Source organism: Burkholderia sp. JPY481, assembly GCF_038900515.1.
In the GTDB taxonomy this organism is placed as follows: domain Bacteria; phylum Pseudomonadota; class Gammaproteobacteria; order Burkholderiales; family Burkholderiaceae; genus Paraburkholderia; species Paraburkholderia youngii.
The window spans coordinates 650,727-673,493 of sequence record NZ_JAYMRT010000002.1 but is presented as its reverse complement, the minus strand read 5'-3'; the positions used below and the strand labels follow the sequence as shown (position 1 = coordinate 673,493).

17 protein-coding genes are annotated in these 22,767 nt (G+C 63.4%); 4 read left to right on the top strand and 13 right to left on the bottom strand.

Annotation, left to right across the window (positions count from 1 at the left end; all coding sequences use genetic code 11):
* Positions 1 to 265: 265 nt before the first annotated feature.
* Complete coding sequence (locus tag VSR82_RS08550) at positions 266 to 1,378, bottom strand: porin (RefSeq protein ID WP_429456006.1); 1,113 nt, start codon at positions 1,376 to 1,378, stop codon at positions 266 to 268.
* Positions 1,379 to 1,709: 331 nt separating this feature from the next.
* Between VSR82_RS08550 and VSR82_RS08545 the strand changes: the two genes are divergently transcribed.
* Entirely contained in the window at positions 1,710 to 3,227 is a 1,518-nt protein-coding gene (locus tag VSR82_RS08545) for an MFS transporter (RefSeq protein WP_498857648.1), read from the top strand.
* A gap of 143 nt (positions 3,228 to 3,370) precedes the next feature.
* Here VSR82_RS08545 and VSR82_RS08540 read toward each other — a convergent pair whose 3' ends face one another.
* The 4 genes from VSR82_RS08540 to VSR82_RS08525 all read right to left on the bottom strand — a co-directional run bounded on the left by VSR82_RS08540 (position 3,371) and on the right by VSR82_RS08525 (position 9,895).
* Positions 3,371 to 4,189, bottom strand: coding sequence for a peptidylprolyl isomerase (locus tag VSR82_RS08540; protein ID WP_429456007.1), 819 nt, complete (start codon positions 4,187 to 4,189; stop codon positions 3,371 to 3,373).
* A gap of 84 nt (positions 4,190 to 4,273) precedes the next feature.
* Positions 4,274 to 6,547 (bottom strand): beta-glucosidase family protein, encoded by a 2,274-nt coding sequence (locus VSR82_RS08535; RefSeq protein WP_498857627.1) that lies wholly within the window; start codon positions 6,545 to 6,547, stop codon positions 4,274 to 4,276.
* Positions 6,548 to 7,083: 536 nt separating this feature from the next.
* Positions 7,084 to 8,433, bottom strand: a complete 1,350-nt coding sequence (gene gudD, locus VSR82_RS08530) for a glucarate dehydratase (protein WP_429456009.1) — start codon at positions 8,431 to 8,433, stop codon at positions 7,084 to 7,086.
* 130 nt (positions 8,434 to 8,563) lie between these two features.
* Positions 8,564 to 9,895 carry an MFS transporter gene (locus VSR82_RS08525; RefSeq protein WP_429456010.1) on the bottom strand — a complete coding sequence of 444 codons (1,332 nt, stop codon included), beginning with the start codon at positions 9,893 to 9,895 and terminating at the stop codon, positions 8,564 to 8,566.
* A 417-nt stretch (positions 9,896 to 10,312) separates the two neighbouring features.
* On the opposite strand from VSR82_RS08525, the gene VSR82_RS08520 reads away from it, so the two are divergent.
* Complete coding sequence (locus VSR82_RS08520) at positions 10,313 to 11,023, top strand: FadR/GntR family transcriptional regulator (protein ID WP_429456011.1); 711 nt, start codon at positions 10,313 to 10,315, stop codon at positions 11,021 to 11,023.
* A 57-nt stretch (positions 11,024 to 11,080) separates the two neighbouring features.
* On the opposite strand, the gene VSR82_RS08515 is transcribed toward VSR82_RS08520, so the two are convergent.
* The 3 genes from VSR82_RS08515 to VSR82_RS08505 are packed head-to-tail and all read right to left on the bottom strand — an operon-like array spanning position 11,081 to position 14,076.
* On the bottom strand, positions 11,081 to 11,386 hold the full coding sequence (locus tag VSR82_RS08515) for an AtuA-related protein (RefSeq protein WP_368585457.1): 306 nt from the start codon (positions 11,384 to 11,386) through the stop codon (positions 11,081 to 11,083).
* A 1-nt stretch (position 11,387) separates the two neighbouring features.
* Positions 11,388 to 12,746, bottom strand: coding sequence for an acyclic terpene utilization AtuA family protein (locus VSR82_RS08510; RefSeq protein ID WP_498857626.1), 1,359 nt, complete (start codon positions 12,744 to 12,746; stop codon positions 11,388 to 11,390).
* A gap of 25 nt (positions 12,747 to 12,771) precedes the next feature.
* On the bottom strand, positions 12,772 to 14,076 hold the full coding sequence (locus tag VSR82_RS08505) for a CitMHS family transporter (protein WP_368585455.1): 1,305 nt from the start codon (positions 14,074 to 14,076) through the stop codon (positions 12,772 to 12,774).
* 98 nt (positions 14,077 to 14,174) lie between these two features.
* On the opposite strand from VSR82_RS08505, the gene VSR82_RS08500 reads away from it, so the two are divergent.
* On the top strand, positions 14,175 to 15,068 hold the full coding sequence (locus tag VSR82_RS08500; protein ID WP_429456014.1) for a LysR family transcriptional regulator: 894 nt from the start codon (positions 14,175 to 14,177) through the stop codon (positions 15,066 to 15,068).
* 361 nt (positions 15,069 to 15,429) lie between these two features.
* Positions 15,430 to 15,657, top strand: coding sequence for a hypothetical protein (locus VSR82_RS08495; RefSeq protein WP_013092475.1), 228 nt, complete (start codon positions 15,430 to 15,432; stop codon positions 15,655 to 15,657).
* Between the two features lie 188 nt (positions 15,658 to 15,845).
* Here VSR82_RS08495 and VSR82_RS08490 read toward each other — a convergent pair whose 3' ends face one another.
* The 5 genes from VSR82_RS08490 to VSR82_RS08470 all read right to left on the bottom strand — a co-directional run bounded on the left by VSR82_RS08490 (position 15,846) and on the right by VSR82_RS08470 (position 22,754).
* Entirely contained in the window at positions 15,846 to 18,074 is a 2,229-nt protein-coding gene (locus tag VSR82_RS08490) for an NADP-dependent isocitrate dehydrogenase (RefSeq protein WP_429456015.1), read from the bottom strand.
* 354 nt (positions 18,075 to 18,428) lie between these two features.
* The gene (locus VSR82_RS08485) at positions 18,429 to 19,313 is read right to left on the bottom strand and encodes an alpha/beta fold hydrolase (RefSeq protein WP_429456016.1); all 885 of its coding nucleotides are present in this window, start codon (positions 19,311 to 19,313) and stop codon (positions 18,429 to 18,431) included.
* Positions 19,314 to 19,394: 81 nt separating this feature from the next.
* Positions 19,395 to 20,657: a 3-(3-hydroxy-phenyl)propionate transporter MhpT gene (gene mhpT / locus VSR82_RS08480; protein WP_429457730.1), complete on the bottom strand. Its 1,263-nt coding sequence runs from the start codon at positions 20,655 to 20,657 to the stop codon at positions 19,395 to 19,397.
* 101 nt (positions 20,658 to 20,758) lie between these two features.
* The gene (gene dmpG, locus VSR82_RS08475; protein WP_429456017.1) at positions 20,759 to 21,790 is read right to left on the bottom strand and encodes a 4-hydroxy-2-oxovalerate aldolase; all 1,032 of its coding nucleotides are present in this window, start codon (positions 21,788 to 21,790) and stop codon (positions 20,759 to 20,761) included.
* 13 nt (positions 21,791 to 21,803) lie between these two features.
* Entirely contained in the window at positions 21,804 to 22,754 is a 951-nt protein-coding gene (locus VSR82_RS08470) for an acetaldehyde dehydrogenase (acetylating) (protein ID WP_429456018.1), read from the bottom strand.
* Positions 22,755 to 22,767: the final 13 nt, after the last annotated feature.

Here is a 22,767-nt window from a genome sequence, read left to right as displayed (position 1 = left end):
CTGAAAGCTAACGTTAAAGTACGACGCAGATCGACCCGCGTCGCGGCGGCCCGAAATACCGCACTGGGGCTGCTCTGCGGGTCCATGTCTCTCAGGTTCTGGCCATCATCCTCGGATGCCAGAATCTTTAGGCCGACACACTGTGTCGGCTTTTTTTTATTCGCGACGCTTTTGCAATTCCGACTCGCGCGACTCTCTCGTCAATTCGCAGTCGCATCTAAAGTGCATTCGACATATACCAATTAATCACGTATTGCGATCCGCGCTAGAAACGCTCGATCACACCGAATTGAACACCCGCCACAGGCGCACCCGGATAGGCGACCGGCAGCCCGGTCACGTTGACGCCGCGCAGCGTGAAGCTCGAGTCGTCGTGATTCGCGAGATACGCGGCGCTGAAGTAGAGCAGCAGCGTCGGCGACATGCTGTATTCGAATGCCGCGCTGAACTGGTCGGCGCTGCCACCGGGCGTCGTGTAGTCGCGCACGTGCGCATAGCCGAGCGACGCGCGCGCGTTGGTCGAGAAGCTGTATTGCGCCGACAGCGAGCCGCCCGCGCCGTGATAGACCGGCGCGCCGCCATCGCCATTGAAGAAGGACAGCCATACGCGCAGTTTGCCGAACGCGTAGTTCGCGCCGCCGAGATTCGCGCGCAGAGCGCCGGCACCGTGGGTCTGCTGGCGCGCGTACAGCAGATGCAATTGGTCGAACCGATACGACGCGGTCACGTAATAGCCGTCGATACCGTTGCCGTCCTTCTCGGACGGATCGCGCATCGCCATCATCAGCGTCGCGCTAAAGCCGGCAATGCGCGGCGACAGATACGCAAGCGCATCGTTCGCATATGGGGTGATTTTCGACAGGTTGTTGAGCCCCGAAGCGATCGTGCCGGCGCCGAACGCGTCGAGATCGCCCTTGAACGGAATATAGATCGGCGAATACTGACGGCCGAAGCGCAGTTCGCCCCAGCCGCCGCTCGCGCCGATCCATGCCTGGCGATTGAAGATCGAGCCGGGCACCTGCAGGCTGCCGTCGGTCGAGCTGAAGCCGTTTTCCAGCGTGAACACGATCGCGTTGCCGCCGCCGAGCGGCTCTGCGCCGTGCAGCCCGACGCGCGAACCGCGATATGCGCCCGAGTCCATGCGCGCGACCCATCCCGAACCGGGGTCGGTGACTTCGACGCTCGTGTCGATCACGCCATACAGCGAGACGAAGCCGGCGTTGATTCCGGAAGCGGAGGCGGCGCCGGTGCCGGTATCGATGTCGGTGACGGCGCCTGCGCCGTGCGCGTAGAGCAGCAGCGCGCCACTTAACCAGGCCGCTGTCACGCCGCCCCTGGTCGTCAAGGCTTCGCGGACTGTGTTCGGCAGGCAAGCCATGACGTGACGCAGGATGAGTCCTCCTCAAACACATCGATCGGATATTCCGCGAGCGAACTTACCACGTTCGGGCGAGAGCATGCGCGCGGCAGCGTCGGTCGCAGTGTGGTTTTCGCGCGATGAACGGCTTTGACTAGGGGAAAACCCGTATAATCCTCAAGACGTCAGACAACTTGCGTACAATCGCCGGGTGCCTGACCGCGATACGCCGTGCAGCGTCCACCCCGAACCGCCTTCTGCCCGATCCGTGAATTCCACCGCCCCCGCCGCCAGTTCCGCCTCCGCCGCTCCCGCCGCCCCCGCCCTGCCGTTTCGCCACGCGCTTTACGCGATGCTCGGCATCGGTCTCGTCAATATGCTGGTCGCACTCGACCAGACCGTCGTCAGCACCGCGCTGCCGTCGATCGTCGCCGAGTTGCATGGCTTCGAATATTTCGCGTGGATCGCGAGCGCGTACCTGCTCGCGTCCGTCGTCACGGTGCCGGTGTTCGGGCGGCTCGGCGACTACTTCGGCCGCAAGCGCTTCGTGATCGCCGCGGTGATCACATTCACGGTCGCGTCGGTGTTGTGCGGCCTCGCCAACAGCATGCTGTTTCTCGCGATCGCGCGCGGACTGCAAGGCATCGGCGGCGGCATGATGGTCGGCACCGCGTTCGCGTCGATTCCCGATCTGTTCCCCGACCCGCGTACCCGTGTGCGCTGGCAGGTCGTGCTGGCCGCGACCTACGGCATCGGCACGGCGACGGGCCCGTCGCTCGGCGGCTGGATGAGCGAGCACCTCGGCTGGCGCTCGACGTTTCTCATCAATCTGCCGGTCGGCGCGGCCGCGCTCTATTTCGTCTGGATCCATCTGCCGAACTTCCGGCGGCCGCAGGACGGCGAAGTCAAGATCGACTGGCTCGGCGCTGGGCTCGTCGCGGGCGTGCTCGGCGGGTTGCAGGCCTTCATCGAAGCGGTGCCGAAGAGTGGCCTCACGGTGGGCAATCTCGTGCTCGGTGCGTGCGTGATGATCGGCGCGGTCGCGCTCTTCAAGTGCGAAAAGCGCGCCACGCATCCGATCATTCCGCTCGATCTGTTCAAGGACGCGCAGCTCGTCACGCTATTCACGCTATTCACGCTCGGCATGCTGTCCGGCTTCGTGATGTTCTCGCTGATCTTCTTCGCGCCTTTGCTGCTGCAAGGCGGCTTCGGTCTGTCGCCGCAGCAGGCCGGCTTGCTCGCGACGCCGATCGCCGCGTGCATCGCGCTCGGCAGTCTGCTGAACACGCGCATCGTGATTCACATGAAGAAGCCCACGCGCATTCTGACCATCGGTTTCGGGCTGCTGATGTTCGCGTCGATCGCGCTCGCTTTCGCGAATCCGGATACGCCGCGCTTGCGCATCGTGCTGCCGATGGGCGCCGTCGGCATCGGCCTCGGCTTCATCCTGAACAATCTGAACGTGTTCGGCCAGGAGATCGCCGGACGCGAGCGCTTCGGCATCACGACCGCGCTGCTGCAATCGACCCGTATGGTCGGCGGCATGCTCGGCACCAGCATCGTCGCGACGGTCGTGCAGCATCACTATCGCGACGTCGTCACGCGCACGATGAGCGTGCTCGGCGAGCCGGCCTCATCGCAATGGCGGCCGCGTTTCGTGGATCTGCGCATCCTGATCGACGATGCGTCGCGCACGCAGCTGATCGCGGACATGAAGACGTCGGGACTCGATACGCTCGCGCTGATCGATAGCGCGCGCGATGCGCTCGTGCAGTCCATTCATATGGGCGTGTGGCTGACGGCGGTGGCATCGCTCGCGGCCGCGCTGCTGGTGCAACGGATCTCGCACGTGGTGTTTCGCAAGAGCTGAGTGCGGGAATATCAGCGGCAAATAAAAAAAGCTCCCCGATCCGAATGAAAGGCCGGGGAGCGAATGGGTTGGACGAAGAGACCCGACGTCGTCACATCAGGCTCGCAATCGCATCCCAAGGATGACGAACGTGATTTGGCCGCTTACTGAATGGTGGCTTTCGCTCTAAGATCCTTCACCATCCTGTCGACGAGTTCCGCTTGCGCCTGCTGGTACAGCATCGGCTTCATGTCTTCGAACGACGGAACCTGCAAAGGGCGAGTGTCATCGACTTCGATCACATGAAAACCGTATCCGGTCTTGACCGGCGTGCGCGTGTATTCGCCCTTGTGCAAGTGCGAAACCGCGTCAGCAAACGGTTTGACCACCTTGCTCGAAGTTATCCAGCCCAGATCTCCGCCGTTGTATCGAGTGTCGGCATCGATCGATTCCTTTGCGAGGTCGCCGAATGACGCTCCCTTGTTCAGCTTCGCAATGATGTCTTTTGCCTGACCTTCATCCTTGACGAGGATATGGCGGACTTTATATTGCGCGCTTCCGCCCTTTGCTTTCATATCGTTGTACATCGCCTTCAATTGATCGTCGCTGACAGGATTCTTTTTCAGAAAGTCCTGCATGTACGCTCTGACGATCTCGATCTCCCACGTCGCCTGCGCCTGCGAGAGAATCCTTTGCCGCGCGGCCTCGGCACGTGCCGCGACTTCCGGGTTGCGGTCGAAGCCAGTTTTCTGCGCCTGCTGGAACAGAACTTCGCGCCGGATCAATTCGTCCCGGACATGGTCGGTCAATTGTGGGGAATCAGAAAATCCTTGCGCATGCGCCTGTCCGACGTACAAATCGGCGTCGGCTTGAGAAACCGGTTTGCCATTGACCGTGACAAAGGGCTTCTCTGTCGCACTCGTCGCCAGCGAGAGCGTTGCACCGAGCACAAGTGCCAACATCCGTAGTGATAGTACTTTCATTAAGCGGACCACTTTGGTTGGTGTGTGTAACGCCAGGTCCGATCAGGGATCGAATCTGATCAGACTCTGGCGCTTTATTCGACTTTATTTGGTAATAGTTCCGGCGAGAGTCAGGCTGCGCGACGAGTTCCCGATATACACCGAGTAGGAACCAGTCGGCGTCGTCCACTGCTGCGCATCCTTACTCCAGGTGCTGAGCGGATGATTCGGCGCGGCGGGATCGATCGTGATCGACACCGTCTGCGTTGCGCCCGCATTCAGACTGACCTTCTGGAATCCCACCAGACGCCTGGGCGGCTCTCCCGCCGACGTCGGCAGCGCAACGTACACCTGCGGAACTTCGGCGCCCGCGACGGAACCCGTATTCTTCACGACCGCGCTAACCGTGTAAGTGCCGTTTGCTCCGGTACTGACGGTCGGATTGGTAATCGTGAAGGTCGTGTACGAAAGTCCATAACCGAACGGGAATGCCGGAGTCTTGCCCATCGCGTCGTACCAGCGGTAGCCGACATTGAGCGCTTCGGAGTAGATGACCGTCGCGCTTCCGTTGATCGACACACCCGGGTATTGGTAAGCCGTAATCGAATCCATGAAGCCCTGGCCGACCTGCGGGAACGTCACAGGTAGCTTGCCGGACGGATTCGCGACACCCCACAGCAGATCCGCCACGATATGCCCGTCTTCCTGACCGGGGAACCACGTTTCGAGAATCGCGCTCGCGGCGGATGTCCCGCCGGTGAGGATCGACGAATCGAGCGCTTCGGCGGCGCTGTCCTTCAGAACGAGCACGGTGTTGCTGTTTGCCGCGACGATGGTCTGCAGCAACGCGAGCGTGTTGCTGTTCTTTGCGGTACTCGAGGTAGTGATCGAGCTCGACTTTGGCGAATACCAGTCGAGCGTATTCAGGTACTTGCCGGTGTCGAGCGTCAGGCCCGTCGAGTCGGTAAAGGTCGCCTGGTCAGCACCTTCCTCCGACATGGAGCCGGCCATGAAGATCACCGCGTCGGCGCCGGTCGCCGCTGACGTGACGTCGGAGATGGTGGCGGCCGCGCCGTCGATCGTGCCGGTCGAATTGTTGTCGTCGACGAGCGCCAGATGAACCTGAGCACCGGTATTGCCGAGGTTCGCAAGCGTGTCCTTGATGCCCTGCACCGGCGTCACGGTGTACAAGGCGACGACGTCGGAGCTGCCGCCGCCCGAACCCATCGGGTGGCCGACCGAGCTGCCGCCGGCAACCGCTTGCTGCGCATAGACCTGTGTCGTCTTGCCGACCACGAGGACGTTTCGGACCGTCTTCTTCAGCGGCAAAGTCCCGTTGTTTTGCAGCAGCACGGCCGACTGTTCACCGATCTGCTTCGCGACCGCACCGTCAGCCGTCGCGTTGATCGCGGTCTGAGCAATAGGCCGATCGAAGATGCCCGCGCGGAACATCTGCGTGTATCGGCGCAGCAGCGCATTGTCGATATCCGAGGTCTGAATCTGTTCCGAAGCCAAAGCTGCATTCAGGTTTGCCGGCGACCAGTTCTGTGGCAGCGGCATTTCGTTGTCCATGCCTGCCAGAAGCGTCGGCGCGGTACTGTGCGCCGCAAAGAAGTCCGACTGCACGTAGCCCTTGAAGCCCCATTGCCCGCGAAGCACATCGGACAGGATGTGCTTCTGCTCGCACATCGAAAAACCGTTCACCGAGTTGTACGAACACATGACGGCGCCGACGTTGCCTGCCTTCACCGCCATTTCGAACGGCAGCATATAGAGTTCGTGCAACGTCTGGTCGTCGATGCTTTCCTGAATCGTCATGCGATTCGTTTCCTGCTCATTCGCCACGAGGTGCTTCGCCATTGCGATCATGCCGTGGGCTTGCACGGCCTGGATTTCGGCGACACCCATCGTGCCGGTGAGATAGGGGTCCTCGCCCATGTACTCGAAGTTGCGTCCGCCCACCGGCAATCTTGCCAAGTTCATACCGGGTGCTTCGAACACGTGCAGAGCCAGGTTTCTTCCTTCGACGCCGACCACGTTGCCAAACTGGGTCGCGACGGAAGGATCGAACGAAGCCGCCATCGCGATGGCTGAAGGCAGAGCGGTCGCCTTGGCGGAGCTGGAATCCGTATAGGCGGCAAAGCCCGATACGGACGGAGAAACGCAGTCGTTCTGGCCGATACCCACCGGCCCATTGGTGATGCGCAAGGTCGGAATAGCGTACTTCGTCAGGCCGAGAATGTGCCGCGCACCGTAGCACTGCGGCAATTCAGGCAGGATGCCGGGATTCGAACCGGCCAATTGCTCTTCCTTATCGGCAAGCGCCATGGCTGGGACAAGCAATGCCGCGCGTGCTTCGGGAGACAGTGACGTATTCATCCATGGCATGGTGGATGTCTGCGTCGGGGCTGCCGTTGAAGCCGCCGTTGTGTTCGGACTGTCACTGCCACCGCACGCCGCCAGAATGAATACGAAACTTGCGGCAGCGGCTGTTCTCCTCTGAGTGAATTTCACAGACATGTCTTTCCTCAATTGTTATATGCACAAACGCGAGACGCGCATCGGTCGTTTTAATGTGAAGGACTGCGATTCGATTTATTGCCAGTTTTCCGCTTGCTGCTGCTCCGGGCCCGAGTCTAAAAGACGTGCAAGCCTGGCTGGAAACTTCTCGTCCCCGACGCTCACCTCAACGTGGACATGATTCGCTCTCCAGTGAAGCCATCGTAATGATTTAATCGTCATCAGACGACTAGGGTTTACGTTACGCCAATGAAAACAAACACTTATACTGCATGCACGGACGTCTGATGAGTGAAGAGAAGCGAACGAGAAAGGCCACGGCCGGAAAACAAAAAAGCCTGGCGGACCGCACCGTTGGTGCAGGCCGCCAGGCTTTCGATTGAGTTAAATCGTCGTTAACGCACGAGACACGGACGCTTGTTATCGAACTTCCAGTTCGGAATCAGATATTGCATGGCAACGCCGTCGTCGCGCGCGCCGAGGCCGTGCTGCTGATACAGCGCGTGCGCCTTTTCGAGTTCGTCCATATCGAGCTCGATGCCGAGACCCGGCTTCTGCGGCACCTTGACCTTGCCGCCGACGATCTGCAGCGCATCGCGCGTCAGGAACTGACCGTCCTGCCAGATCCAGTGCGTATCGATCGCGGTGATCTTGCCCGGCGCCGCGGCCGCGACGTGCGTGAACATCGCGAGCGAAATGTCGAAGTGGTTGTTCGAATGCGAACCCCACGTGAGGCCCCAGTCGTTGCACATCTGCGCGACGCGCACCGAGCCCTGCATGGTCCAGAAATGCGGATCGGCGAGCGGAATGTCGACCGATTGCAGCTGGATCGCGTGACCCATCTGGCGCCAGTCGGTCGCGATCATGTTGGTCGCTGTCGGCAGGCCGGTCGCGCGGCGGAACTCGGCCATCACTTCGCGGCCCGAATAGCCGTTCTCCGCGCCGCACGGATCTTCCGCATAAGCGAGCACGTCGTGCTTGTCACGGCACAGGCGCACCGCTTCGGCGAGCGACCACGCGCCGTTCGGGTCGAGCGTCACGCGCGCTTCGGGGAAGCGCTCGGCCAGCGCCGTCACCGCTTCGATTTCCGCGTCGCCTTGCAGCACGCCGCCCTTCAGCTTGAAGTCGTTGAAACCGTAGCGCGCCTTCGCGGCCTCGGCGAGACGCACGACCGTTTCCGGCGTCATCGCTTCTTCGGTGCGCACACGCTCCCAGTCATCGCGCGCACCCGAGTTGTTCGCGTACGGCAAATCGGTCTTGTTGCGATCGCCGATATAGAACAGATAGCCGAGCATTTCCACCTCGTCGCGCTGCTGGCCTTCGCCGAGCAGTGCCGCGACGGGCACGCCGAGATGCTGACCGAGCAGGTCGAGCAGCGCCGCTTCGAGCGCGGTGACCGCGTGAATCGTCGTGCGCAGGTCGAAGGTCTGCAGGCCGCGGCCGCCCGCGTCGCGATCGGCGAATTGCGTGCGCACCTTGTTCAGGATCGCCTGCAGATTTCCGATCGACTGACCGACCACGAACGGCCGCGCGTCGTCGATCGTCTTGCGGATGTTCTCGCCGCCCGGCACTTCGCCGACACCAGTATGGCCCGCACTGTCGCGCAGGATCACGACGTTGCGCGTGAAGAACGGACCATGCGCGCCGCTCAGATTCATCAGCATGCTGTCGCGGCCAGCGACGGGCACGACGCGCAGTTCGGTGACGACCGGCGTGGCGTTCGATTCGGTAGGTTTGGTGGACATGGGGAAAGCACCTGTGTGATGAAGTAAGCCGGCCGGCGGAAGCCGCCGCGCGCTGCGTGAGCGTTCGACCGGACCGGATGAAAACGCGAATACAGAAGAACTGACGGCCGCATACGAGCCGTCAGTGTAGTCAATGCGCGTTGCCGCGCAACGACTCGGGCGAAGGCTCGCGATTGCCGGGCTTGTTGCGCGTCAGGAAGCCGGCCGCTGCCGCGAGCAGCGACGCGACGCCGAGGCCGTACAAGCCGCCCGTGATCGAGCCCGTGTGCTGCTGCAGATAGCCGAACGTGGCCGGCGCGAAGAAGCCGCCGAGGTTGCCGAGCGAGTTGATCAGCGCAAGCACGCCGGCGGCGACGCGCGCGTCGAGGTAGCCCTGCGGAATCGGCCAGAACAGCGAAGACGCGGCCTTGAAGCCGATCGCCGAGAAACAGATCGCGACGAACGAGAACACCGGGTTGCCCGACGTCGACGCAAACAGGCCAACCGCGGCGATGACGAGCGCGACCGCGAGCCAGCCCTGTTGATGACGCCATTTCGCCGACACCACAGCGAAGCCATACATCGCGACCATCGCGATCAGCCACGGAATCGCGTTGAACATGCCGACCTCGAAGTCGGACAGGCCGCCCATCTTGCGGATGATCGTCGGCAGCCAGAAAGTGGCCGCGTAGATCGTCAGTTGGATCGCGAAGTACAGGAAGCAGAACAGCGCGATCTGCGGGTCCTTCAGCAGCTTCACCGTCGGCAGATGCGCGCCGCCCTGCGCTTCGCGTTCAGCCTGTTCGGCCGCGATCGATCGTTCGAGCACGCGCTGCTGTTCGGCGGTGAGCCAGTGTGCGTCGCGGATGTGCGACTTCAGCAGCAACCAGCTGACGACGCACAGCACGATCGAGAACCCGCCTTCGATCAGGAACATCCACTGCCAGCCCTGCAGGCCGAGGCCGCGAATCGACAGCAGCGAACCGGTGATCGGACCGGACAGCACCGACGCGAGCGCCGAACCCGACAGAAAGATCGCCATCGCCTTGCCGCGCTCTTTTTGCGGCAGCCACTGCGTGAAGTAAAAGACGACGCCGGGAAAGAAGCCCGCCTCGGCGACGCCGAGCAGGAACCGCAGCACGTAAAACGACGTGTCGTTCCAGACGAACGCCATCGCGCCCGCCACCAGCCCCCACGTGCCCATGATGCGCGTGAGCCACGCGCGCGCGCCGAACTTCTGCATCAGCACGTTCGACGGCACTTCGAACAGCGCGTAGCCGATGAAGAACAGCCCGCTGCCGAGCCCGTAGGCCGCCGCGCCGATGCCGAGATCGGTCTTCATGTGCGCGTTGACGAAGCCGATGTTCACGCGGTCGATGTAGTTCGCGATGAACATGATCAGGAAAAGCGGCAACACGTTGCGCTTCACCTTCGCGACCGCTGATTGCAGCGGGTCGAGCGCGGTAGTGAGAACTGATGTCAAGTTTTGTCTCCCCTGTGGGCCATGTGGCCTGGTGGAACGCAGCGCGACGCAACGGTTCGATACGAGACCCGCCGATGCGCCTGATACGTTGTCTGACGACAGTCTACCGCGTTATTTTTCCCAGATCCAGTTGGGTGTTTACCCTGCGCGCGTTGATTGATTCCCTTGGGATATCGGCCGATTCAGGGCTTTAAAGGCTACAACCACTTCTGAAATCTAGCTCGGACTAAGACGTCCGATGTCTTTAAATGGCGGCTCCCTACCAGCAGCTCATGCGCTTGCGCAACCGCCCGCCTCATCCTCGCTCCACCCCGCGTCCGGCGCGGAAAAAATAGCCCGCACCGAGGCCGCCGAACCCGGCAGAATCGAGTACAGTCCTGTGCAATACTCTGTTGGATCAGTCAACCAGCCACAAAAATGAGCAGCCTAACTGAAAAGGTGGTGGCCACCCTTTCCGATGAAATTCGCCGCGGGGCGCTGAGGCCAGGCGATCGCATCCCCACCGAAGTCGCGATGATGAAGCAGTTGTCCGTGAGCCGCTCCGTGGTGCGCGAGGCGATTTCGCGTCTTCAGGCAGCGAGGATCGTCGAGACACGCCACGGCATCGGCACGTTCGTGCTCGCGCCCGCCGCGGAAAAGCCGATGCAGCTTCCCGCCGCCGATCTCACCAGCATGCTCGACGTAATGGCGATCATCGAGTTCCGGATCGACGTCGAAGCGGCCGCGGCCGCGCTCGCGGCATCGCGGCGCACCGAGCAGAACCTGAAGCAGATTCGCATCGCGCTCGACCGCTTCGAGTCGGAACTCGAGCGCGGCAGCACCGACACGCTCGCGCACGACATCGAGTTCCATCTGCAGATCGCACGCGCGAGCGGCAACCGCTACTTCTTCGACGTGCTGAGCCAACTCGGCCGCTCGGTCAGCCCGCGCACGCGGCTCGGTTCGGCCGAGATCGCCGAGCTCGACCATATCGAGATACTGCGCAGCGTGCTCGGCGAGCACTTGATGATCTATCGCGCGATCGAGCGTCAGGACGCCGACGACGCGCGCGCCGCGATGCGCATGCATCTGAGCAACAGCCGCGAACGTCTGCGCCGCGCGCATGACTTGACGAAGGCTGGCGTGTGACCGCATGCGGGGCCGATCGACCGCCCCGCAATACGACACACCGCCAGCAGCACCCGCTCACTCCCCCACGTCCAGATCCATCAACGCCGAACTCAGCGATTTGCCATGCGCATCGAGCGCGAGCGAACGCGTAACGCCGCCGCCGAGCGCATCGCCGAGCACGAAGTTGAACGCGGCAAGGCCCGGCAACTCGTGCCGCACCACGTCACCGCGCACCACATCCCGCAGATGCGCGCTGACGCGCTGGGGCGTCAACACATCGCGTAACCGCTCGTAGTGCCGCGCGTCGTAGCAGATCACCGAGATGTTGAGCGTATTGCCCTTGTCGCCGGTGCGCGAATGAGCCAGTTCACGGAGTTTCATCTCAAGCCTCCACTAGCGAGAAAGCCGGCGTCGCATGCTCGCGCGGCAGCAGCACCGATTGCACGGCGACCACCTCGCGCGCCGCCTTCGTCACTCCGCCCCCGCCCGCCGGTCCGTTCGTGTACAGCGTCTCGACCTCGTTGCCGATGCGCACCGCTTCCGCGAGCGACGCCGTGCGCCCCGCCACCCGCGCGCGCACTTCGTACGGCTCGCCATGGCCAGCCGCGACCGTCTCGCCATGCAGTGCGTTCACGCCGATGAGATCGAAGCGCAGTTCGCGCGCCTCTACACCGGTCAGCGCGAGCCGTTCTCGCACGATATCGAGAGCGAGCCGCGCCCGCGCCAGCGCGCCCGGTCCGCCGTACGAAATCTGCCCTTCGCCGATATAGCCGTCGAAATACGCAACCGACACTTTCAGCGTCGCGGTGCGCTCCGTGCCGCCACCGCCAGTGACGCGCACACGGTCCGGGGCTTCCTGTTCGACGCGCACCTGCGAGAAATCGGCGACCACGTCGGGTTGCAGATAGCGACGAGGATCGTGAATCTCGTACAGCAACTGCTCCTTGCACGTCGCTTCGGTCACGAGCCCGCCACTTCGCGCGAGCTTCGTGATCGCCACCGAACCGTCCCGCGCAACTTCGGCGATCGGAAAGCCGAGCCGCGCGAGATTCGGCACGTCCTTGAAGCCGGGGTCTGCGAAATAGCCGCCGGTGATCTGCCCTGCGCATTCGAGCAGATGGCCGATTACCGTCGCCTGGCCGAGCATCGGCCAGTCGTCCATGCGCCAGCCGAATTCGTGGACCAGCGGCGCGACGAACAGCGACGGATCGGCGACGCGCCCGGTCAGTACGATCTGCGCGCCGGCCGCGAGCGCGTCGACGATGCCGCTCGCGCCGAGATACGCATTCGCCGATATCAGCCGGTCCTCGTACGCGGCCACCGCGTCGCCCGATTCGACGAAATGGAACTCGCCCGCACGCACGACGTCGAGCACGTCGTCGCCGGTGACGGCGGCAATCCTCAGCCCGCCGAGACCGAGCTCGCGCGCGATCTGTGCGGTCCTGCGCGCCGCCGCGCGAGGATTGGCCGCGCCCATGTTCGACACGATACGCACGCCGTTGCGCGCCGCGACGGGCAGCACCGCGCGCATGCGCGCTTCGAGCAGCGGGTCGTAGCCGAGCTCCGCGTCCTTGCTGCGCGCCTGCTGCGCGATCGCGATCGTGCGTTCGGCGAGGCATTCGAAGACCAGATAGTCGAGCTGGCCGTGTTCCGCGAGTTCGAGCGCGGGTTCGATGCGGTCGCCCGAGTAGCCCGCGCCCGCGCCGATGCGCACGACGCGTTCAGATTCAATGGCTGTCATGGTGCTGCCGTCCGTTCAATGAAACTCACAGTGGAAAGATCCCGAGCGCGACGCACGCGATCGTCATCACGACCGACGCGCCGAACAGCAGGGGAAACGTGAATCTTTGATGATCGGCCAGCTCGATGCCGCATAGGCCGACCACGAGGAACGTCGCGGGCGTGAGCGGGCTGACCGGAAAACCGGTGGTCATTTGTCCGAGCAACGCGGCCTGTCCGACGTGCACTGCTGGCACGCCGAGCTGGCCCGCCACTTCCGCGATCACCGGCAGTACGCCGAAATAAAATGAATCGGGATCGAACAGCATGCTGAGCGGCATCGACAGCAGGCCGAGCACGATCGGAATATGGCTCGCCATCGCCGGCGGCACGAAGCCGACCGCCGCCTGCGCCATCGCCTTCAGCATCCCGCTGCCCTGCATCACGCCGGTGAACACGCCGGCCGCGAGCAAGATGCCGGCCATCATCAGCGCGGCGCGCGCATGCGCGTCGATCCGTTTGCGCTGCATGTCGACGTTCGGATAGTTGACCATCAACGCGATGCACAGGCCCACCATGAACATGACGGCCGGCGGAATCTTCTCGCCCATCACGACCATCGTGCCCAGCACGACAAGCGTCAACACGATGTTGAACCAGAAGTTTTGCGGGCGGCGCAGCGCCTGTTGTTCTGGCGTCAGTTCGCGTTGCGGCATCGGCACGGAACCGCTCGCGGCAGTGAGGCCGAGGCGCTTTTCCTCGCGCCGCCCGAGCCAGTACGCCATCGAGAACACGAATACGAGGCCGATCGCCTGCACCGGAATCAGCGGATTGAATAGCGCCGAAATCGGCAGATGCAACGACGCCGACGCGCGAATCATCGGCCCTGTCCACGGCAGGAAGTTGATGCCGGCCGCCATCGATACCGCCGCGGCGAGCACGCGCCGGTCCATCTTCAGGCGATCGTAAAGCGGCAGCATCGCGGGAATCGTGACGAGGAAACAGACGGCGCCGGAGCCGTCGAGGTGGATCAGCAGCGCGAGCAGCGTGGTGCCCATCACGATACGCGTGGGCCGCGTGCCGACCGCGCGCAGGATACGCTCGATGATCGGGTCGAGCGTGCCGGCGTCAGTGATCGTGCCGAAGTACAGGATCGCGAATACGAACATGCAGACGACCGGCGCGAGGCTTTTCAGACCGTCGACCACGAACTTGCTGGTCTGCAGGCCGAAGCCGCCGAGCAGCGAGGCCGCGAGCGGCACGATGATCAACGCGACGAGCGGCGACATGCGTTTGGACAGGATCGCGCCGAGCAGCACGACGATGGTAGCCAGCCCCAGCAATGGCAGCATGAGCTTGTCTCCAGGTTGTTTTTTAGTGTGATCGAGCGTAAGTTCTGCACAGCAATAAAACAATTGAAATGAATTGATTGCAGCAATCACAAATCATCATGGATCTGAATCTGCGGGACATCCGCGCGTTTATCGCGGTCGCCCAAACGGGCAGCTTCACGCGCGCGGCCGCGCGGCTGCATCTGTCGCAACCGGCGTTGACGGTGCAGATTCGCCGGCTCGAGGAAACGGTCGGCCTGCGCCTGTTCGATCGCAACAGCCGCAATGTCGCGCTGACGCCGACCGGCCGGGAGCTGCTGCCCGTGCTGCAGAAATCGCTGCACGACATGGAGCACGTGCTACTCGATGCACGCGCGCTCGGCGAAGGCGCGAGCGGTACGGTGCGCATCGCCTGCCTGCCGACCTTCGCGGCGAGCGTGCTGCCCGAGCTCGTGCAGGCGCTGAGAAAAGCCGTGCCGCGCGTCGGCTTCGAGGTGCGCGACGTCGTCGCGAGCATGGTCAACACGCTGGTGCGCAACGAGGAAGTCGATATCGGGCTGACCGGCGGCGAGCTGAACGACAGCGGGCTCGAGGTGCTGCACGAGGGTATCGACCGGCTCGTCGCCGTGTTGCCGAAGCAGCACGCACTCGCGCGGCGGCGCCGGCCCGTCACGCTCGGCGATCTGGCCAACGAGCCGCTCGTGCTGACCGCGCAGGGCACGAGCGTACGTGCGGTGGTCGACAGCGCGTTCGCCGACGCGCAATGTGAGCCGCGCATCGCCTGCGAGCCGACCTACATGATGAGCGCGGTCGCGATGGCGCGCGCCGGGCTCGGCATCACGATCCTGCCGGCGTCGGCGCGCGAGGTGCGCGCTGAGCCCGAGTTGGTCGCGCGGCCGATCGACGAAGCCGCGTTCACGCGCCGCGTCGCGCTGATCCGAAAGCGCGGCCGAACCTTGCCGCCGGTGACCGAGACCTTCGTCGCGATGTTGATCGAGCGGATCGACGCGTGACAGGGGCGCATGGCGTCGATTTATACGTCGCGAGAGCCCTAATTTTCACGATCTGAAACGATGCCGCGCGTCGTAAAAAACCATGGTGCGCGGCACAAAGCGGGCATTTCACGATGTCCGGCAGCGTTGCACATCGCAAAATGAAACGCCTAAGCCATTGTTTTTGCGAGAATATTTTTAATATAAAGAACGGTTTGACGCCCGCTTGCGAGCCGACTCGCTGACGTAGACTCTTTCACAAGAGCATGCGCTTCACGCAGTCGGATTCGAGGGGCCTCACGACATGGCCACCCAAATCCCAGAGATTGCGCAGAAGCCGTCACGAATCGCGGCTTTTTTATTGGTAACTGGGAGACTAAAAATGAAAGGCTTTCGCTTTGGTTCGACGCAGGGAGCGTTCTACATTCTGCCGGGTCAGGACGGCTGGGAAGCCACCTACGGCAACGAAACGCTCGGAGAATTCTCGAGCCCGCAACAGGCCGCCGACGACCTCGCGCGCGGCCTGAGCTGCGAGCATCTGTCCGAGCTCGACACGTCGACGCTCGAAATTCCGGAGAAACTCGCTGATTGGGAAATCGTTCACGTATAAGGACGGATATGACCGACGGCGACGTAGCAGTGAAAGCAGAAACGACAATGGCGCCCGAAGGCGCCATTGTCGTATTTGCGGTCCTGCTTGCGGCTTTGTGCGCGGTTGCGCTGCGTACTTACCGCGTGGCTTTCCGGTGCAGCGCAGTTGCGGCCGCGATGCTTACCGCATCAGCAGCCCGCGCGGCTTCAAGCCACCGAATCGACGATCGCGTTCAGCGTCGCGCTCGGGCGCATCGCCTTGCTGGTCAGCTCGACGTTCGGACGGTAGTAGCCGCCGATATCCACCGGCTTGCCCTGCGCCGCGCCGAGTTCCGCGACGATCTTCGCCTCGTTGTCGGCCATCGCCTTCGCGACGCCCGCGAACTGCGCCTGCAGCGCCGCGTCGTCGGTTTGCGCGGCCAGTGCTTCGGCCCAGTACATCGCGAGGTAGAAGTGGCTGCCGCGATTGTCGATGCCGCCGACCTTGCGCGCCGGCGACTTGTCGTTGTCGAGGAACTTGCCGGTCGCCTGATCGAGCGTCTTCGCGAGAACCTGCGCCTTCGGGTTGTGATACGCGGTGCTCAGATGTTCGAGCGATGCCGCCAGCGCCAGGAATTCACCGAGCGAATCCCAGCGCAGGAAGCCTTCTTCGACCAGCTGCTGCACGTGCTTCGGCGCCGAACCGCCCGCGCCGGTTTCGAACATGCCGCCACCGGCCATCAGCGGAACGATCGACAGCATCTTCGCGCTGGTGCCCAGTTCCATGATCGGGAACAGGTCGGTCAGGTAGTCGCGCAGCACGTTGCCGGTGACCGAGATCGTGTCCTTGCCCGCGCGGATGCGCTCGACCGAGAACTTCGTCGCATCGACCGGCGTCATCACGCGGATGTCGAGACCATTGGTGTCGTGATCCTTCAGGTACTGTTCGACCTTCTTGATGATCTGCGCATCGTGCGCGCGCACCGGGTCGAGCCAGAACACTGCCGGCGTGTTGGTCGCGCGGGCGCGGTTCACCGCGAGCTTGACCCAGTCGCGGATCGGCGCGTCCTTGGTCTGGCACATACGGAAGATGTCGCCTTCCTCGACCGGCTGCTCCAGCAGCACCGCGCCGGCTTCGTCGGTCACGCGGACCACGCCGTTCGCCGCGATCTGGAACGTCTTGTCGTGTGAACCGTATTCTTCCGCGGCTTGCGCCATCAGGCCGACGTTCGGCACCGTGCCCATCGTGACCGGATCGAACGCGCCGTGCTTCTTGCAGTCTTCGATCACAGCCTGGTACACGCCGGCGTAGCAACGGTCCGGAATCACCGCCTTCGCGTCGTGCAGCGCGCCGTCGGCGCCCCACATCTTGCCCGACTCGCGGATCATCGCCGGCATCGACGCGTCGACGATCACGTCGCTCGGCACGTGCAGGCTCGTGATGCCCTTGTCCGAGTTGACCATCGCGAGCGGCGGACGCTGTTCGTACTGCGCCTTGATGTCGGCTTCGATCGCCGCGGCCGTTTCAGCCGGCAGATCCTTCAGACGCGCGTACAGGTCGCCGATACCGTTGTTCGGGTTGAAGCCGACCTTGGCCAGCGCTTCCGCGTGCTTCGCGAGCACGTCCTTGTAGAACACCGACACCACGTGGCCGAAGATGATCGGGTCCGAGACCTTCATCATCGTGGCCTTCAGGTGCACCGAGAACAGCACGCCGTTCGCCTTCGCGTCGGCGATCTGCGCTTCGATGAAGCTGCGCAGCGCCTTCTTGCTCAGCACCGACGCGTCGATGATTTCGCCTGCCAGCACCGGCGTTTTCGCCTTCAGGACCGTGGTCGTGCCGTCCGCGGCGGCCAGCTCGATCTTCACGCTACCGGCTTGCGCGATCAGCGTCGACTTTTCGCTGCCGTAGAAATCGCCGCCGCTCATGTGCGAGACGTGCGACTTCGAGTCCGCGCTCCATGCGCCCATCTTGTGCGGATGCTTGCGCGCGTAGTTCTTCACCGACAGCGGCGCGCGGCGGTCCGAGTTGCCTTCGCGCAGCACCGGGTTCACCGCGCTGCCCTTGATCTTGTCGTAGCGGGCCTTGACGTCCTTCTCGGCGTCGGTCGTCGCGACGTCCGGGTACGACGGCAGCTTGTAGCCCTGATCGCGCAACTCGGCGATCGCGGCCTTCAGTTGCGGCACCGACGCGCTGATGTTCGGCAGCTTGATGATGTTCGCTTCCGGGCGCGTGGTGAGTCCACCGAGCTCCGCCAGATCGTCGGAAGCCTTCTGTTCTGCGCTCAGGTAGTCGGGAAATGCGGCAATGATCCGGCCGGCGAGCGAGATGTCACGCGTTTCGACGAGCACGTCGGACGAGCGCGTGAACGCCTTGACGATCGGCAGCAGCGAGTACGTCGCCAGTGCGGGCGCTTCGTCGGTCAGGGTGTAGATGATCTTCGGCGGTGTGGACATGATTAATGCTTTGCTAGGAAGTGATAGACAGAGCGTTGGCAGTCGAGGCCAGCGCAAATCGCGGCGCGATGGCGACGGCGCCGGTTCGGCACGACGCAACCCCGCGACCTTCGTTTTGCGATACGACCGAGAGTATATGCGCGTTTTCCACTAAATGTGGGTAAACAAACAGGTCGCAAGACCCTGCCGAAAAGGGTCGAGCCCCGACTGGCAAGGGTTTGCGGCCGATTAACCCGGTCTTAAGACAGATATCTTATAGATGACTTGCGACGTATTATTTTTGGCTAAATGCGAATGGATCGCATTAGCCCGCCGCCGCAACGGCGCGCCAGTCGCCCGCAACAACAACCCGCCTTACCCCTCGCGCCCGAGGAACTCGACCACCATCCGGTTGAACTTGTCCGCATGCTCCCACTGCGCCCAATGCCCGCAGCGGCCGAACACATGCAGATCGGCGTTCGGCATCCCGGCAACGAGTCGCAGGCCGACGTCCATCGGCACGAAGCGATCGTCGCGGCCCCAGATCACCAGCGTCGGCGCGGCCACTTCGCCGAGGCGCGGCCCGTAGTCGTTGAACTGCTTCGGATTCGCGGCGAGGCTCGCGACGAAGTTCTCGAGATGGTCGCGCCGTGCCAGCATATTCGCGAGACGCGCCTGCATCAGATCCTCGGTCAACGCCTTCGTGTCGAACACGAAGACGCTCATCATGCGCTGCAGGTTCTCGATGGTCGGGTTACGGTACAGGCCTTGCAGCAGCTTGATGCCTTCGGTCGGCATCGGCACGAACTGGCTCGGGCCGCCGGTGCCGCCGCCCATCAGCACGAGCTTGCCGACGCGCTTCGGTTCCAAGAGCGCGAACGCGACCGCGCTATGCCCGCCCATCGAGTTGCCGATGAGATGCGCGCGTTCGATATCGAGCGCATCGAGCAACGCCTTCAGGCAGCGCGCGTTGAGTTCCGAGCGCGAACCCTTGCAGACGATCGGATCGCTCTTGCCCCACCCGAGGCAGTCCATCAGGATCACGCGATAGCCCGCCGCGACGAGCGGCTCGACGTTGCGATTGAAGTTGGCCCAGCCGGTCGCACCCGGTCCCGAGCCGTGCAGCATCACGACCGTTTCCGCGCCCTGCTCCACGTCGTTGTAGTGCAGTTGCACCTCGCGGCCATCTTCAGTGATCCGGACGAATTTGCTGGTCGCTTCTTCACTGATCGCCACTGCTTGTGTATTTGTATTGCTCATGTCGGATTCCTGTGTTTCACGAGTTGAGTGACTGCGGGCCGCCGCTGACGGCAAGCCCGCTCCATATTTCAGGCCGCAAAACTACTGCGCGGCCGCCGCGGTATATCGAAGTGTCGAGCGATTCACGACGAGCCACGCACCGATCGCGGCGACTGCGATCAGCGGAATGCTCGCGCCGAGCAGCACGCTCGCGCCCTGACCGATCGCGAGCAGTTGCCCCGCGATCAACGGTCCGAGGATCGAGCCGAGACGGCCAACCGCCACGGCCGCGCCGACGCCGGTGCCACGCACTTCGGTCGGGTACAGGCTGCTTGCCAGCGCATACAGCACCGACTGGCCGCCGACCAGGAACAGGCCCGCGAGCAGACCGCCCCACGCCATCGACGCGCCGCCGTTCGCGCTCAGCAACGCACCGAGCGCAACGACGATGCCGACATACATGCCCGCGACCGTGCGGCGCCGGCCCATCCGGTCCATCATGCCGGCGATCACGATCGCGCCGATGCCGCCGCCGATGTTGAACATCATCTGCACGACACCCGACTGCACGCGCGTCAGACCGCGCGTCAATACGAGCGACGGCAGCCAGTTGATCAGGAAATACAGCACGATCAGCGTGCCGAGATAGCTGATCCACAACGCGATCGTCGTGCCCGCGCGCCCTTCCTGCCACAGCGCGCGCGTCACGCTGGCGGCCGCATCGCGGCGCGCGCCCGTGGTTGCGCGCGCCGCGACGAACTGCGCCGACTCGCGCATGAACAGCGCAAGCAGCGGCAGCACCAGCAACGGCCCGAACCCGCCGACGTAGAAGATATGCCGCCAGCCCGCATCGCCCGGGCTGATGATGCCGACCACCGCCGCGAGCGCCGCGCCGAACGGCATGCCGCAATACATCGCGCCGACCGCGGTGTTGCGCTGATGCGGCGGCGCCGCTTCCGAGCACAGCGCGATCAGATTCGGCATCGCCGCACCGAGACCGAGGCCAGTCAGAAAGCGCGCGGCGAGCAGGCTGTTCAGATCCCATACCTGCGCGGTCGCGAGCGAAAAGAGGCCGAACAGCGCGACCGACCACATCAGCACGCGCTTGCGCCCGAGCCGGTCGGCGAGACGTCCGCCGATCGCGGCTCCGGGCAGCAGCCCGAGTGCGCCGATGCTGAACGCCCAGCCCATCTGCGCGACCGCGAGATGAAATTCGCGCGCCATGCGCGGTGCGGCGAGGCCGGTCGATTGCAGGTCGACGCCTTCGAGCAGCGCGACGATCAGGCAGAGCCCGATCGTCAGCGCGCCGCTGGCAAGAGGTTTCGTCGACTGCGTTGTTGGTGTTGCTCGTGTTGACTGCCGCATGAATGTCTCCAATGTTGAATCAGCATCGCTCTTGCGGCGACCTTGCTGGATGAAATGAACGCTGCGCGCGCGGCATGCGGCGCCGCCGAGCAGCGTCTGGGTCATGAAGCCACTGCGTCGGTTGCGCGTGCGCGCTTCAGATCCAGTGCGACGTCGACGATCATGTCTTCCTGACCGCCGACCATGCGGCGCTTGCCCAGTTCGACCAGAATGTCGACGGTCTTCAGGCCGTACTTGTTCGCGGCCACTTCCGAATGACGCAGGAAGCTCGAATACACACCCGCATAACCGAGCGCGAGCGTTTCGCGATCGACGCGCACCGGGCGGTCCTGCAGCGGACGCACGATGTCATCGGCGGCGTCCATCAGCGTGTAGAGATCGGTGCCGTGATTCCAGCCCATGCGCTCCGCTGCCGCGATGAACACTTCGAGTGGCGCATTGCCCGCGCCCGCGCCCATTCCCGCAAGTGAGGCGTCGATCCGGTCGCAACCTTCTTCCACTGCGACGATCGAGTTCGCCACGCCCAGCGACAGGTTGTGGTGCGCGTGCATGCCCGTTTGCGTTTCGGGTTTCAGCACGGCCTTCACCGCGCGGAAGCGGTCGCGCACGTCGTTCATCGTCAGCGCGCCGCCCGAATCGACCACGTAAATGCAGGTCGCGCCGTAGCTTTCCATCTTCTTCGCTTCGACTGCCAGGTTCTCCGGCGTGCTCATGTGGCTCATCATCAGGAAGCCGACGGTGTCCATGCCGAGTTCGCGTGCGTATTCGATGTGCTGCTTCGAGATATCGGCTTCGGTGCAGTGGGTCGCCACGCGCACCACGCGTGCGCCCGCGCGGTACGCAGCCTTCAGGTCGTGGATCGTGCCGATGCCGGGCAGCAGCAGCGTCGCGATCTGTGCGTGCTCGACGACGTCGGCGACCGCTTCGATCCATTCAAGGTCGCTATGCGCGCCGAAGCCGTAGTTGAAGCTCGACCCTTGCAGGCCGTCGCCGTGCGCCACTTCAATCGAATCGACTTTCGCCTTGTCCAATGCGCGCGCGATGTCCTGCACGTTCTGGATCGAGTACTGGTGACGAATCGCGTGGCTGCCGTCGCGCAGCGTCACGTCGGAGATATAGAGTTTTTTGTCCATGCGGGAAGTCTCCTTAAGCCTCTGATGCCTGCACGAGCGCCTGCGCCATGCGCTCGGCGGTCGCGAGCGCGGCCGAAGTCATGATGTCGAGATTGCCGGCATAGGCAGGGAGGTAGTGCGCGGCGCCTTCCACTTCGAGAAACACCGAGCTCTTCAAACCGCTGAACATGCCGAGGCCCGGAATATTGAGCGGCGCGTTCGCCGGGATTACATCGAACTGCACCTTCTGCTTCAGGCGATAGCCGGGCACGTACGCGTGAACCTTCGCGACCATCTCCTCGATCGACTGCTCGAGCTTGTCGAGGTCGGCCATTTCCGACAGCGTATAGACGGTGTCGCGCATCATCACCGGCGGTTCGGCCGGATTGAGCACGATGATCGCCTTGCCTTTCGCCGCGCCGCCGACCACTTCGATCGCCTTCGAGGTCGTCTCGGTGAATTCGTCGATATTCGCGCGCGTGCCGGGACCGGCCGACTTGCTGCTGATCGACGCGACGATCTCCGCGTAGTGGACCTTGGCGACGCGCGACACGGCCGCGACCATCGGAATGGTCGCCTGACCACCGCACGTCACCATGTTCACGTTGGGTGCGTCGATATGCGCGTCGAGATTGACGACCGGCACGCAGTACGGCCCGATTGCGGCCGGCGTCAGGTCGATCAGGCGAATGCCAGGCTTGCGAGCACGCAGGAACGCATCGTTCTTCACGTGCGCGCCGGCCGAAGTCGCGTCGAACACGAAATCGATGTCTTCGAACACCGGCAGACGCGTCAGACCTTCGACACCTTCATGCGTGGTCGCGACGCCAAGCCGCGCGGCGCGCGCGAGACCGTCGGAGTTCGGATCGATGCCGACCATCGCCGCCATCTCCAGATGCCGGCCGTTGCGCATGATCTTGATCATCAGATCCGTGCCGATATTGCCGGAGCCGATGATCGCGACTTTCAGTTTTTCGGAAGCCATATTGAGTCCTGAT